Genomic DNA, 12,356 nt, shown 5'->3' on the forward strand with positions numbered 1-12,356 from the left:
CGGGGGACATTCGCCGGAAAGGGCATGGGGCCCAGCGCCCGACCCACCGACCAGCGCCAGAAAAGCTTGGCTTCGGCTTGCGCGCGAGAGACCCGAGCGGAGACTTGGCCCGATCCATACGCCGCAGGCACCGGCCCGTCCCACGCGTGACAGCGTCGCTTTCATTCTGCGACGGGCTCTGCACAAAGAGGCTCCCCTCAGATGGGAGAAGAGCCAAAAAAAACGCGGCCCCGATATTCCGGGAGCCGCGCTCGGAGAGATAGCCTGGAAAAACTTAGAAGACGAAGCTGACGCCGGCCACCGGGCCCTTGAACTCCTGCTTCAGACCGATCGTGCCGTCGCTGCCGCTCTGGTCCACGTCCAGCTTGAACCAGTCGTAGCCGGCGAACAGGCCGAAGTTCTTGGTCAGACGGTAATCCACGATCGCATTGGCGCGGGTCAGGTCGCCGTCGTAATCATCGAAGTTGCCCCACTTGGTGTTCAGGTACTGGCCCTGCACCGTGATCATCCACTTCTCGGACGGGTTGAAGCTCATGCGCGCACCCACCACCGGCGCCACGCCGTCGGCCTTCTCGTCCAGGAAACGGCCCTGGTACAGATCACCCACGTCGGCATACGCCTTCGTGCTCACCTTGGCGTACTCGGCACCCAGCTGCAGGCCCAGATCGAAGGTATCGGTGTCCACCACCGAGTAGTCGTACACCAGGCTGGCGACCTGATACTTCAGCTCGCCCTTGATGAAACTGCCGGCCGGCACGGACACGTCACCGAAGCTCACGCCGTCATCCAGCGTCTCGCGGCGGTCCTTGTCGTACTTGAAGTAGTTGAACAGCAGGCGCTGACGGTCGCTGATGCGGAACATGCCGTCGATGCGCGGCTCCCACTCCTTGCCGCCCAGCTTGAAGTCTTCGGAGAAGCCCACGTCCTGACCGGCGACGTTGGTCTTGCCGCGGATCGTGTTGTCCGAATCGATGTTCATCGCACCCAGGCGCAGCGCGAAGCGGTCATCGCCCTCGGCAGCACTGGCAGTGTTGGCATGGGTCAGCGCGGCCATGGCCAGCGGCAGGGCGAGGAGGGAAAGCGTCAGGCGCATCGGTGTGTGTCCTTGCAGTGGTTCATTGATGTGCCGACACTCTGCCCAGCGCCGCGTCCACCATTCGTGAACGTATGGTGGAGGCAGTGTGTACCGTTCATGCAACAGCCGGTGCCGCCGGGCAGGTGGGGTGGCCGCGACCGGCGTCGGAATGCGTTCAAGCCGCTGCGGACCGGTCGCCGCTGTCTGCCGGAACAGCGGCGACCGGTCCCGCCAAAAAAGTGGCCCCGGAGAGAGCTCGGGGCCACTTTGGGGTGCAGACCTGCGCTTGGGGCGCCGACGAGGATCGAAAAGTGCAGGTCGATGTCTGTGACCGGGCGTTGCGACCAAAGTTCAATCTGCTGCATCGCAACAGGCCAAGAGCCTGACAGGGCCACGATTGGACCGCCGGTGGACCGCAAAATCTGTGGCGATGCAGCAACTTGCAGACATCCGGGATGAACAGGGGGCGGTTGTCTCGCAAATTGTCCCGTTGCTATAATTTGGCGGCTCGACGGGGCGCTTGCTTGCGACCCCGGCCTTTCTACTTACGATCAAGCAGGACATACGTGTGCTGAACTCCGTTGATTCGGGTCGGCGACTGATGCTGCGCGCAGCGGTTTACCCGCTGGCTGCAGTGGCTGTCCTGGCCCTGGCCTTCCTGCTGCTGGCAGGGCAGAAGTCCGCCCTGGGAGCGCTGGTGTCAGGCGTGGCGGTGTCGGCAGGTGGTTGGGTTGCCGCACGGATGGCGCTCAGTGGCGGGGTACAGGCGGCCGGTTCGGCGCTGGCCCGGCTGATCGTGGCGGTGGTGGCAAAGTGGGTGCTCGTTTTCGGCGTCCTGATGGTGGGGTTCCTGGTCTTCAAGCTGCCTGCCCTGGCGCTGCTGGCCGGTATCGCCGTCGGGTTGATGTTCCAGGTCCTGGCTCTGGCCAGGCGCTGATCCAATTTATTTAACTTAAGGTTCCGGACACATGGCAGGCGAGGCGCTTACTCCCACCTCCTACATCCAGCATCACCTGCACAACCTGACGATTCATATGCAGGAAGGTGGTTTCTGGGCGATCCACGTCGACACCATCGTGACCTCGGTCCTGATGGGCCTGTTGATGGTGTTCGGTTTCTGGATGGCCACCCGCAAGGCCACCGCCGGCGTGCCGGGCAAGTGGCAGGCGTTCGTGGAAATCTGCCTGGAGTTCGTTGACCGCCAGGCCAAGGACACCTACCACGGCACCAGCAAGCTGGTGACCCCGATCGCGATCACGATCTTCTTCTGGATCCTGTTGATGAACCTCATCAAGATGATCCCGGCCGACTTCATCGCGCTGCCGCTGGAAGCCCTCGGCGTGCCGTACTGGAAGCCGGTCCCCACCGCCGACGTCAATGCCACCCTGGGCATGTCGATCAGCGTGTTCTTCCTGATGCTGTTCTTCGCGCTGCGCTCCAAGGGCCTGGGTGGTTTCACCAAGGAATTCCTGACCGCGCCGTTCGGCAAGTGGCTGATGCCGTTCAACCTCATCCTCAACATCGTCGAGTGGCTCAGCAAGCCGATCTCGCTGGCGATGCGACTGTTCGGCAACATGTTCGGCGGCGAAATCGTCTTCCTGCTGATCTGGGTGCTGGGCGGTGCCGGCATTGCCGGTGCCATCGCGGGCGGCGCATTCGGCCTGGGCTGGATGCTGTTCCACCTGCTGGTGATTCCGCTGCAGGCTTTCATCTTCATGATGCTGTCGATCGTGTACCTGAGCCTGTCGGAAGACAGTCACTGAGTTTCGCTTCACCCTTCATCCGTTTCATTACCCTTAGCAACTTAAGTTCCTGGAGATAACCATGTACTTCGCCGTCCTGACCAACTTCGCCCAGATTCAGAGCTCCACCGCCCTCGCCGTCGGCATCATGATCGGCCTGGCCGCGCTGGGTGCCGGTCTCGGTCTGGCCATCATGTCCGGTAAGTTCCTGGAGTCGGCCGCTCGCCAGCCGGAACTGATCCCGGTCCTGCAGGTCCGCATGTTCATCACCGCCGGCCTGATCGACGCCGCGTTCATCATCTCGGTCGCCGTCGGCCTGCTGCTGGCCTTCGCCAACCCGCTGTCGCAGGCGCTGCTGGACCAGGCCAAGCTGGTTGCTGGCTGATCCATCGAAAGCGAACGATCAGGCGCCGTGTGCGCCTGATCGCGGATGAAGGAACGGCTGCGCCGCCGCAGGCGGCGCAACCACCCCATCACCCCAGATTGAGCGAACCCCATGGAAATCGGTTTTACCCTCGTTGCCCAGGCACTGGCGTTCGCCGGTCTGATCTGGATCATCGCGACCAAGATCTGGCCGCCGCTGATGAATGCCATCGAAGAGCGTCAGCAGAAGATCGCTGAAGGCCTCGCCGCTGCCGACCGCAGCCAGAAGGATCTGGCCCAGGCGCAGGAAAAGGTCAACGAAGCACTGAAGGATGCACGCGGCAAGGCCAACGAGATCATCGACCAGGCCCACGCGCGCGCCAATCAGATCGTTGAAGCCGCCAAGAATGAAGCCATCGCCGAAGCGAACCGCCAGAAAGACCTGGCCCACGCTGAAATCGAGGCTGCCGCCAACCGTGCCCGTGAAGATCTGCGCAAGCAGGTGTCCGCGCTGGCCGTGAGCGGTGCCGAAAAGCTGCTCAAGCGCGAAATCGATGCCAACGCCCACAAGGCGCTGCTCGACGAGCTGGCATCGGAGATCTGATCGATGAGCCAGGCCCTCACGCTTGCACGCCCGTATGCCCGCGCCGCGTTCGCGACCGCGCGCGACGAAGGCACGTTCGCGCCGTGGTCGGACGCGCTTGCGTTCTCCGCCCACGTAGCCGCCGACCCGCGCGTGGCGGCCTTGCTGTCGAACCCGGAACTGGACCGCGGCGAAGCCGTCGCGTTGCTGGCCCCGGAATCGTCCAGCGAGACCTTCGGTCGCTTCCTGGCCATCCTGGCCGGTGCGCACCGTCTGCCGCTGCTGCCGGAAATCGCCGGCATGTACGCCCAGCTGCGCGCTGAAGCCGAACACGTGGTCAAGGCCACGGTGACCTCGGCCACCGACCTGTCCGGCGCCGAACTGGACGCCATCAAGGCTGCGCTGCGCAAGCGCTTCGGCTGCGAGGTGGACGTGACGACCGCGGTCGATGCCTCGCTGATCGGCGGTGCCGTGATCGACGCCGGCGATGTGGTCATCGATGGCTCGCTCAAGGGCAAGTTGTCGCGCCTGCAGACCGCGCTCGCTAACTGAATTCATTTAACGTCCGGCGTGATCGCCGGCACTAGGACTTGACGATGGCAACCACGCTCAACCCCTCCGAAATCAGCGAACTGATCAAGAACCGCATCGAGAAGGTCAAGCTGGCCGCGGAATCGCGCAACGAAGGCACCGTGACCAGCGTGTCCGACGGCATCGTGCGCATCTTCGGTCTGGCCGACGTGATGCAGGGCGAAATGATCGAACTGCCGAACAACACCTTCGCCCTGGCCCTGAACCTGGAGCGCGACTCGGTCGGCGCCGTGGTGCTGGGTGCCTATGAGCACCTGCGCGAAGGCGACGTCGCCAAGACCACCGGTCGCATCCTGGAAGTGCCGGTCGGTCCGGAAATGCTCGGCCGCGTGGTCAACGCGCTGGGCGAGCCGATCGACGGCAAGGGCCCGATCGCCGCCAAGGCCACCGCGCCGGTGGAGCGCGTTGCCCCGGGCGTGATCTGGCGCAAGTCGGTCGACCAGCCGGTGCAGACCGGTTACAAGTCCGTCGACTCGATGATCCCGATCGGCCGCGGCCAGCGCGAGCTGGTCATCGGTGACCGCCAGACCGGCAAGACCGCCCTGGCCATCGATGCGGTGATCAACCAGAAGACCACCGGCATCAAGTGCGTGTACGTCGCGATCGGCCAGAAGGCCTCGACCGTGGCCAACATCGTGCGCAAGCTGGAAGAGAACGGCGCCCTGGCGCACACCGTGGTGGTCGCTGCGACCGCGTCCGAATCGGCGGCGATGCAGTACATCAGCGCCTACTCGGGCTGCACCATGGGCGAGTACTTCATGGACCGCGGCGAAGACGCGCTGATCGTGTATGACGATCTGTCCAAGCAGGCCGTTGCCTACCGCCAGATCTCGCTGCTGCTGAAGCGTCCGCCGGGCCGCGAAGCCTATCCGGGTGACGTGTTCTACCTGCATTCCCGCCTGCTCGAGCGCGCTGCCCGCGTGTCCGAAGAGTATGTGGAAAAGTTCACCAACGGTGCCGTCAAGGGCAAGACCGGCTCGCTGACCGCGCTGCCGATCATCGAAACCCAGGCCGGTGACGTCTCGGCGTTCGTGCCGACCAACGTGATCTCCATCACCGACGGCCAGATCTTCCTGGAAACCGATCTGTTCAACTCGGGCATCCGTCCGGCCGTGAACGCCGGTATCTCGGTGTCGCGCGTCGGTGGTGCGGCCCAGACCAAGATCATCAAGAAGCTGTCCGGCGGCATTCGTATCTCGCTGGCGCAGTACCGCGAGCTGGCTGCGTTCGCGCAGTTCGCCTCGGACCTGGACGAAGCCACCCGCAAGCAGCTCGAGCGCGGTCAGCGCGTCACCGAGCTGATGAAGCAGAAGCAGTACGCCCCGATGTCGATCGCCAACCAGGCGCTGTCGATCTACGCCGTCAACGAGGGTTACCTCGACGACGTGCCGGTCAACAAGCTGCTGGCGCTGGAAGAGGGCCTGCACGCCCACTTCGCCAACACCCAGGGCGAGCTGATCAACAAGATCAACGCCACCGGCGGTTGGGACAACGAGATCGAAGCTGCCTTCAAGCAGGGCATCTCCGAGTTCAAGACCACCGGCAGCTGGTAATACCGGTCCTGTAGAGCGGAGCGTTGCTCCGCTGGGCTTGAAAGCAGCGGAGCAACGCTCCGCTCTACGTCAAACGCGGGGCATGTGCCCCGCGCCACGGGAATAAGAGATGGCTAGCGGTCGCGAAATCAAAACCAAGATCAAGAGCGTGCAGAACACCCGCAAGGTGACGCGTGCGCTGGAGATGGTCTCGGCCTCCAAGATCCGCAAGGCGCAGGAGCGGATGAAGACCTCGCGCCCGTATGCGCAGGCGATGAAGCAGGTGATCGGCCACCTGGCCCAGGCCAGCACCGATTACCAGCATCCGTTCCTGGTCCAGCGTGACGAGGTCAAGCGGGTCGGCTACATCGTGATCTCCTCCGACCGTGGCCTGGCCGGTGGCCTGAACAACAACCTGTTCCGCAAGATGCTGGGCGAGGTTCGCCAGTACCAGGACAAGGGCGCCGAGATCGACGTGGTGACCGTGGGGCAGAAGGCATCGACCTTCTTCCGCCGGATCAAGGTCAACATGGTCGGCAGCGTCACCCACATGGGCGACGTGCCGCACCTGGAACAGCTGATCGGCGTGATCAAGGTGATGCTGGATGCGTTCACCGAAGGCAAGGTCGATCGCGTGTACCTGGTCTACAACCGCTTCATCAACACGATGACGCAGAAGGCCAGCTTCGACCAGCTGCTGCCGTTGCCGGCCGCTGAGAAGCAGGTCGCGCACCACGACTGGGACTACCTGTACGAACCCGACGCCGCGACCGTGCTCGAGCACGTGATGACGCGTTACGTCGAGTCGCTGGTGTACCAGGCCGTGCTGGAAAACGTCGCGTCCGAGCATGCAGCCCGCATGGTCGCGATGAAGTCGGCCAGTGACAACGCGAACAAGCTGATCGGAACCCTGCAGCTGGTCTACAACAAGGCCCGCCAGGCAGCGATCACCCAGGAAATCTCCGAAATCGTCGGCGGCGCGGCAGCAGTCTGACGCGCACAGTCAAAGCACACATTAGAGGATTGCAGCAATGAGTCAGGGCAAGATCGTTCAGATCATCGGCGCCGTCGTCGACGTCGAATTCCCCCGCGAGTCGGTGCCGAGGGTGTACCACGCGCTGAAGGTGGACAACACCGAAATCACGCTGGAAGTGCAGCAGCAGCTGGGTGACGGCGTGGTCCGCTGCATCGCGCTGGGCTCCACCGACGGCCTGAAGCGCAACCTGGTTGCCACCAACACCGAACGCGCCATCTCGGTGCCGGTCGGCGCAGGCACCCTGGGCCGCATCATGGACGTGCTGGGCCGTCCGATCGACGAAGCCGGCCCGGTGGCCGCCAGTGACACCTGGGAAATCCATCGTGCGGCCCCGTCGTACGAAGACCAGTCCCCGGCGACCGAGCTGCTGGAAACCGGCATCAAGGTCATCGACCTGATGTGCCCGTTCGCCAAGGGCGGCAAGGTCGGCCTGTTCGGCGGCGCCGGCGTCGGCAAGACCGTCAACATGATGGAACTGATCAACAACATCGCCAAGGCGCACAGCGGTCTGTCCGTGTTCGCCGGCGTGGGTGAGCGTACCCGTGAGGGCAACGACTTCTACCACGAGATGAAGGACTCCAACGTCCTGGACAAGGTCGCGATGGTGTACGGCCAGATGAACGAGCCGCCGGGCAACCGTCTGCGCGTCGCCCTGACCGGCCTGACCATGGCCGAGTACTTCCGCGACGAGAAGGACGAGAACGGCAAGGGCAAGGACGTGCTGCTGTTCGTGGACAACATCTACCGCTACACCCTGGCTGGTACCGAAGTGTCGGCACTGCTGGGTCGCATGCCGTCGGCCGTGGGCTACCAGCCGACCCTGGCCGAGGAAATGGGCGTCCTGCAGGAGCGCATCACCTCGACCAAGAATGGCTCGATCACCTCGATCCAGGCCGTTTACGTGCCGGCCGATGACTTGACCGATCCGTCGCCGGCGACCACCTTCGCCCATCTGGACTCGACCGTGACCCTGTCGCGTTCGATCGCCTCGCTGGGTATCTACCCGGCCGTCGATCCGCTGGACTCCACCAGCCGCCAGATGGATCCGCTGGTGATCGGCCACGAGCATTACGACACCGCCCAGCGCGTCCAGCAGACCTTGCAGAAGTACAAGGAACTGAAGGACATCATCGCCATCCTGGGCATGGACGAACTGTCCGAAGAAGACAAGCAGGCCGTGACCCGCGCCCGCAAGATCGAGCGCTTCTTCAGCCAGCCGTTCCACGTGGCCGAAGTGTTCACCGGCTCGCCGGGCAAGTACGTGTCGCTGAAGGACACCATCCGTGGCTTCAAGGCCATCGTCGATGGCGAATACGACCACCTGCCGGAGCAGGCGTTCTACATGGTCGGCAGCATCGAAGAAGCGGTCGAGAAGGCCAAGAAGATGGCCGAGAAGGCCTGATGCGGCGGGGACGGGCACACGCCCGTCCCGACCGTGACACGGGGTGGGCTCGTGCCCACCGCTGCGGAACACCTGCGGTGGGTTCAACCCGCCCCTTAGCGAAGAGAGTTACATGAGCACCATCCGTTGCGACATCGTCAGCGCCGAGCAGGAAATCTTCCGTGGTGAAGCGACCCTGGTCGTGGCCACCGGCGAGCTGGGCGAGCTGGGCATCGCGCCCAAGCATGCCCCGCTGATCACCCGGTTGAAGCCGGGCAAGGTGGTGGTGACCACGGCCAACGGCGAGCAGCTCGATTTCGCCATTTCCGGCGGCATCCTCGAAGTGCAGCCGCAGGTCGTGACCGTGCTGGCCGACACCGCGATCCGTGCCCAGGACATCGACGAAGCATCGGTGCGCAAGGCCAAGGAAGAAGCCGAGCGCATGCTGGCCAATCGTGGTGAGGCAATGGACGTGGCCCAGGCACAGCAGAAGCTGGCCGAAGCGGTCGTCCAGCTGCAGGCGCTGGAGCGCCTGCGCAAGACCCTCAAGCACTGAGGTCTGCTCGACCCTGTGACACCCGACGACGCCGGCGCCATGCCGGCGTTGTTGTATGCGTGACCGGTTGGCACGCCGTTGCCTCGGCTCAGGCGCGATAGACGAAGCGGCGCATCAGCAGGAAGGAGATCGCCGCGAGCGCGCCCTCCACCAGGGGCTTGGCCAGCCAGGCATCGCGCAGCCCCAGCCGGCTGGCCGTGGCACTGACCAGCACCGTGCTGAGCGCCGTCACCAGCAGCCACAGCGGTAGGAACCGCGCGAAGCGTGCCCAGCCCAGGCGTGGCGCGCCGCCGTCGGCAAAGGTGTGGCGGCCGTTCAACCAGAATCCCAGCAGCATGCCGCACACCCGCCCGAGCAGGTTGGCCGGTGCCACCGGCATGCCCAGCGCGGTGGCGGCCACGAATACCGCCCAGTCCAGCGCCAGTTGCACCACGCCGATGATCAGGTAGCTGCTGCCTTGGCGGATCAGGCTCACGGGAGGGAAATGCCGCTGCGGAAAGGCAGCATGTTAACCGCGTGCGTTCTAGAATCGTGGCCAACATCGACCAGATCCCGTTGCCCCATGACCCAAGCCCTGCACGTCATCATCCTCGCCGCCGGCGCCGGCAAGCGCATGAAATCGGTCCTGCCCAAGGTGCTGCAGCCGATCGCCGGCCAGCCGATGCTGGCCCACGTGATCGCGGCGGCGCGCGAGCTGCAACCGGACGCCATCCACGTGGTCTACGGCCACGGCGGCCAGGCCGTGCGCGAGGCGTTCGCCGACCAGCCCGACCTGCTCTGGGCCGAGCAGGCCCGCCAACTGGGTACCGGCCATGCGGTGCAGCAGGCGATGCCGAACGTGCCCGATGCGGCCACGGTGCTGGTGCTGTACGGGGACGTGCCGCTGATCCGTGCCGATACGCTGCGCCACCTTCTGTCGCAGCCCGGTCGGCTGGCGGTGCTGGTGGCCGAGGTCGCCAACCCGACCGGTTACGGTCGTATCGTGCGCAATGCCGAAGGGCGCGTGGCGGCGATCGTCGAACAGAAGGACGCCAGCGATGAGCAGCTGGCGATCCGCACCATCAACACCGGCATTATCACCGCCGAGTCGACCGCGCTGCGCACCTGGCTGTCGCAGCTGTCCAACAGCAACGCGCAGGGCGAGTACTACCTCACCGACGTGTTCGCCGCTGCCGCGCACGACTACACCCCGGCCGACATGGCCTTCGTCGAGGATGCACAGGAAGCCGAAGGCGCCAACGATCCGTGGCAGCTGGCCCAGCTCGAACGCGCCTGGCAGCTGCGCGCGGTGCGCGCACTGTGCGCGCAGGGTGCGCGCGTGCTGGACCCGGCACGACTGGATATCCGCGGAAACGTCAGCGTCGGCAGCGACGTGCAGATCGACGTCAACGTGATCCTGGAGGGCAACGTCGAACTCGGCGATGGGGTGAGCATCGGCGCGTTCACCCGGCTCAGGAATGTCTCGCTGGCCGCCGGCACGGTGGTCAAGCCGCACTGCGACCTGGACGGTGTAGTCAGTGAAGGCGCCGCCGAGATCGGTCCGTTCGCGCGCCTGCGTCCGGGTACCGTGCTGGCCGCCGGCAGCCACGTCGGCAATTTCGTGGAAACCAAGAAGGTCACCCTGGGACCGGGCAGCAAGGCCAATCACCTGACCTACCTCGGCGATGCCGTCATCGGGGCGAAGGTCAACATCGGCGCGGGCACCATCACCTGCAATTACGACGGGGTGAACAAGTCGCAGACCACGATCGGCGACAACGCCTTCATCGGGTCCAACAGCGCGCTGGTCGCGCCGGTGACGATCGGCGAGGGCGCCACGATCGCGGCGGGATCGGTGGTTACCCGCCATGCGCCGGACGGCAAGCTGACGGTGGCGCGTGCGCGTCAGGAAACCATCGAAGGATGGAAGCGTCCGACCCGGCGCAACGCCTGAGTATCGCGGTGGCACGACATCGTCGTGCCACCTGCGGGGTCATGGCACGGCGGTGAACACGTCGATATGCGGGGCGATCGGCCCGGCCTTGAGATAGACCACCTGCAGATTCACCCGTGCCGGATCGTAGTCCACGGCCGGGTCGAAGCCCACCACGAATCGCATCCGCAATGGCCAGCGGCCGCTGCTGCCGTGCTCGAACGATGCGGCGAAGCCCTCGCGGTCCACCCCGTGGATCGCTGCGATGGTCGCGCCGGGCGCCGACCACGCCGGGTACGCCCAGTGGTAGGCGCGCTGGTCGGGCGCCACCTGCAGCGGGCTGGCATGCACCTGGACCACGCTGTCGGCATAGGCGAACACCAGCACGGCCTCGCCGCTCAGACGCAACGCGTTGAAATCGACCGGTGCATGGCGCCCGGTGCCGGTCAAGGTGTAGGCGATGCGCAGTGGTGCAACCGAGACCACCTGCTGGGTGTAGTGGGTCTGCAGCGAGAACGCGTTGTCCTGGGCGCGCGCGGGCAGGGCCTGCCCCAGCAGGACGGCGAACAGCATCAGCGCGTGGCGGGGCATGGACGACTCGAGGGACGGCCGGGAGTGGCGCGGCCATGATCACCCGCCGTGCGGGCGTAGCGGTGTCGGAACAGAACGAAAGTGGCGAGCGTGCGGCGCCTCTCCGCCGCGTCCGGGCCTATTCCTTGGGCAGGAACAAGGCCACGCACAGGCCGCCTTCGCGGCGGTTCTGCAGCGAGATGCGGCCGCCATGCGCTTCGACGATCTCGCGGGTGAGGGCCAGACCCAGTCCGGTGCCGTTGCGCTTGGTCGAGTAGAACGGCATCAGCGCATTCTGCAGCACCGCCTCGTTCATGCCCTTGCCGCGATCGAGTACCTCCAGCCGCAGCCATTGCGGCAGCCGGGTCAGCCGCACCTCGACATCGTCGTTGGGCGGTTCGGCTTCGCTGCACGCTTCGTGCGCGTTCTTGAGCAGGTTCAACAACGCCTGGCCCAACTGGGCAATATCCACCCGGCTGTGCAGTTCATCGCTGATGCCGCCCATGCGGAACGGGATCTGGTGCTGCAGGCCGGTCAGGAACTGCAGCCATTGCACGTTCTGCAGCTGCGGTTGCGGCAGCTTGGCGAACCGCGCATAGCCGCGGATGAAGCCTTCCAGGTGTCGCGCACGATCTTCGATGGTGGCGAACACTTCCTCCAGGCGCTCGGTCTTGCCACGCCGCACCAGCTCCCCGCCGGAATGCGCCAGTGACGCGATCGGTGCGAGCGAGTTGTTCAGTTCATGGCTGATCACGCGGATCACCTTCTTCCACGTCTGCACTTCCTGGCGGCGCAGCTCGGCGGTGAGCAGGCGGATCAGCAACAGGTCGTGTGGGCGTCCGTTGAGGTGGAAGTTGCGACGCGACAGGTGGTAGACCTGTTCGTCCTCTTCATCGTCGCTGCCCTCGTCATGCACCGCGAACAGGCTGTCGCCACCGCGCACGATCGCGTCGCGCAACGCCACCGGCATGGTTTCCAGCACGTCCTGCATGCGCTGGCCTTCCAGTTTCCAGCC

The 12,356-nt window shown here is 65.0% G+C and carries 14 protein-coding genes; 10 read left to right on the top strand and 4 right to left on the bottom strand.

Annotated features, from left to right (window positions below; genetic code table 11):
* Window positions 1–274: 274 nt before the first annotated feature.
* The gene (locus RTO53_RS16710) at window positions 275–1,093 is read right to left on the bottom strand and encodes a hypothetical protein (protein ID WP_312238857.1); all 819 of its coding nucleotides are present in this window, start codon (window positions 1,091–1,093) and stop codon (window positions 275–277) included.
* Window positions 1,094–1,643: 550 nt separating this feature from the next.
* On the opposite strand from RTO53_RS16710, the gene RTO53_RS16715 reads away from it, so the two are divergent.
* From RTO53_RS16715 to RTO53_RS16755, 9 genes are all read left to right on the top strand, one after another.
* Complete coding sequence (locus RTO53_RS16715; protein WP_256776897.1) at window positions 1,644–2,012, top strand: hypothetical protein; 369 nt, start codon at window positions 1,644–1,646, stop codon at window positions 2,010–2,012.
* Window positions 2,013–2,043: 31 nt separating this feature from the next.
* Window positions 2,044–2,838 carry a F0F1 ATP synthase subunit A gene (gene atpB, locus RTO53_RS16720; RefSeq protein WP_256776898.1) on the top strand — a complete coding sequence of 265 codons (795 nt, stop codon included), beginning with the start codon at window positions 2,044–2,046 and terminating at the stop codon, window positions 2,836–2,838.
* 61 nt (window positions 2,839–2,899) lie between these two features.
* On the top strand, window positions 2,900–3,202 hold the full coding sequence (gene atpE, locus RTO53_RS16725) for a F0F1 ATP synthase subunit C (RefSeq protein WP_256776899.1): 303 nt from the start codon (window positions 2,900–2,902) through the stop codon (window positions 3,200–3,202).
* A gap of 111 nt (window positions 3,203–3,313) precedes the next feature.
* Window positions 3,314–3,784, top strand: a complete 471-nt coding sequence (locus RTO53_RS16730; protein ID WP_128097913.1) for a F0F1 ATP synthase subunit B — start codon at window positions 3,314–3,316, stop codon at window positions 3,782–3,784.
* 3 nt (window positions 3,785–3,787) lie between these two features.
* A complete protein-coding gene (locus tag RTO53_RS16735; protein WP_256776900.1) occupies window positions 3,788–4,315 on the top strand; it encodes a F0F1 ATP synthase subunit delta in 528 nt (175 codons plus the stop codon).
* Window positions 4,316–4,359: 44 nt separating this feature from the next.
* The gene (atpA, locus tag RTO53_RS16740) at window positions 4,360–5,907 is read left to right on the top strand and encodes a F0F1 ATP synthase subunit alpha (protein ID WP_312238858.1); all 1,548 of its coding nucleotides are present in this window, start codon (window positions 4,360–4,362) and stop codon (window positions 5,905–5,907) included.
* A 109-nt stretch (window positions 5,908–6,016) separates the two neighbouring features.
* Complete coding sequence (gene atpG, locus RTO53_RS16745) at window positions 6,017–6,880, top strand: F0F1 ATP synthase subunit gamma (RefSeq protein ID WP_038686099.1); 864 nt, start codon at window positions 6,017–6,019, stop codon at window positions 6,878–6,880.
* A 37-nt stretch (window positions 6,881–6,917) separates the two neighbouring features.
* Window positions 6,918–8,324 (top strand): F0F1 ATP synthase subunit beta, encoded by a 1,407-nt coding sequence (gene atpD / locus RTO53_RS16750; protein ID WP_256776902.1) that lies wholly within the window; start codon window positions 6,918–6,920, stop codon window positions 8,322–8,324.
* Between the two features lie 112 nt (window positions 8,325–8,436).
* Window positions 8,437–8,859, top strand: coding sequence for a F0F1 ATP synthase subunit epsilon (locus RTO53_RS16755; RefSeq protein ID WP_256776903.1), 423 nt, complete (start codon window positions 8,437–8,439; stop codon window positions 8,857–8,859).
* Between the two features lie 88 nt (window positions 8,860–8,947).
* Here the strand turns inward: RTO53_RS16755 and RTO53_RS16760 are convergent, their stop codons facing one another.
* Window positions 8,948–9,334: a GtrA family protein gene (locus tag RTO53_RS16760; RefSeq protein ID WP_312238859.1), complete on the bottom strand. Its 387-nt coding sequence runs from the start codon at window positions 9,332–9,334 to the stop codon at window positions 8,948–8,950.
* An 87-nt stretch (window positions 9,335–9,421) separates the two neighbouring features.
* Here RTO53_RS16760 and glmU point away from each other — a divergent pair, with 87 nt between their 5' ends.
* Entirely contained in the window at window positions 9,422–10,792 is a 1,371-nt protein-coding gene (gene glmU, locus RTO53_RS16765; protein ID WP_312238860.1) for a bifunctional UDP-N-acetylglucosamine diphosphorylase/glucosamine-1-phosphate N-acetyltransferase GlmU, read from the top strand.
* Between the two features lie 39 nt (window positions 10,793–10,831).
* Here the strand turns inward: glmU and RTO53_RS16770 are convergent, their stop codons facing one another.
* Both RTO53_RS16770 and RTO53_RS16775 read right to left on the bottom strand, forming a co-directional pair.
* Window positions 10,832–11,362 carry a hypothetical protein gene (locus RTO53_RS16770; RefSeq protein WP_312238861.1) on the bottom strand — a complete coding sequence of 177 codons (531 nt, stop codon included), beginning with the start codon at window positions 11,360–11,362 and terminating at the stop codon, window positions 10,832–10,834.
* A 118-nt stretch (window positions 11,363–11,480) separates the two neighbouring features.
* The coding region (locus RTO53_RS16775; RefSeq protein ID WP_312238862.1) for an ATP-binding protein at window positions 11,481–12,356 on the bottom strand (876 nt) is incomplete at its 5' end.

Source organism: Stenotrophomonas sp., assembly GCF_031995405.1.
Taxonomy (GTDB): domain Bacteria; phylum Pseudomonadota; class Gammaproteobacteria; order Xanthomonadales; family Xanthomonadaceae; genus Stenotrophomonas.

Coding starts and splice junctions, on each gene's coding strand:
- RTO53_RS16710 (WP_312238857.1), bottom strand. CDS start 1,093: ATGCGCCTGACGCTTTCCCTCCTCGCCCTGCCGCTGGCCATGGCCGCG.
- atpB (WP_256776898.1), top strand. CDS start 2,044: ATGGCAGGCGAGGCGCTTACTCCCACCTCCTACATCCAGCATCACCTG.
- atpE (WP_256776899.1), top strand. CDS start 2,900: ATGTACTTCGCCGTCCTGACCAACTTCGCCCAGATTCAGAGCTCCACC.
- RTO53_RS16730 (WP_128097913.1), top strand. CDS start 3,314: ATGGAAATCGGTTTTACCCTCGTTGCCCAGGCACTGGCGTTCGCCGGT.
- RTO53_RS16735 (WP_256776900.1), top strand. CDS start 3,788: ATGAGCCAGGCCCTCACGCTTGCACGCCCGTATGCCCGCGCCGCGTTC.
- atpA (WP_312238858.1), top strand. CDS start 4,360: ATGGCAACCACGCTCAACCCCTCCGAAATCAGCGAACTGATCAAGAAC.
- atpG (WP_038686099.1), top strand. CDS start 6,017: ATGGCTAGCGGTCGCGAAATCAAAACCAAGATCAAGAGCGTGCAGAAC.
- atpD (WP_256776902.1), top strand. CDS start 6,918: ATGAGTCAGGGCAAGATCGTTCAGATCATCGGCGCCGTCGTCGACGTC.
- RTO53_RS16755 (WP_256776903.1), top strand. CDS start 8,437: ATGAGCACCATCCGTTGCGACATCGTCAGCGCCGAGCAGGAAATCTTC.
- glmU (WP_312238860.1), top strand. CDS start 9,422: ATGACCCAAGCCCTGCACGTCATCATCCTCGCCGCCGGCGCCGGCAAG.
- RTO53_RS16770 (WP_312238861.1), bottom strand. CDS start 11,362: ATGCCCCGCCACGCGCTGATGCTGTTCGCCGTCCTGCTGGGGCAGGCC.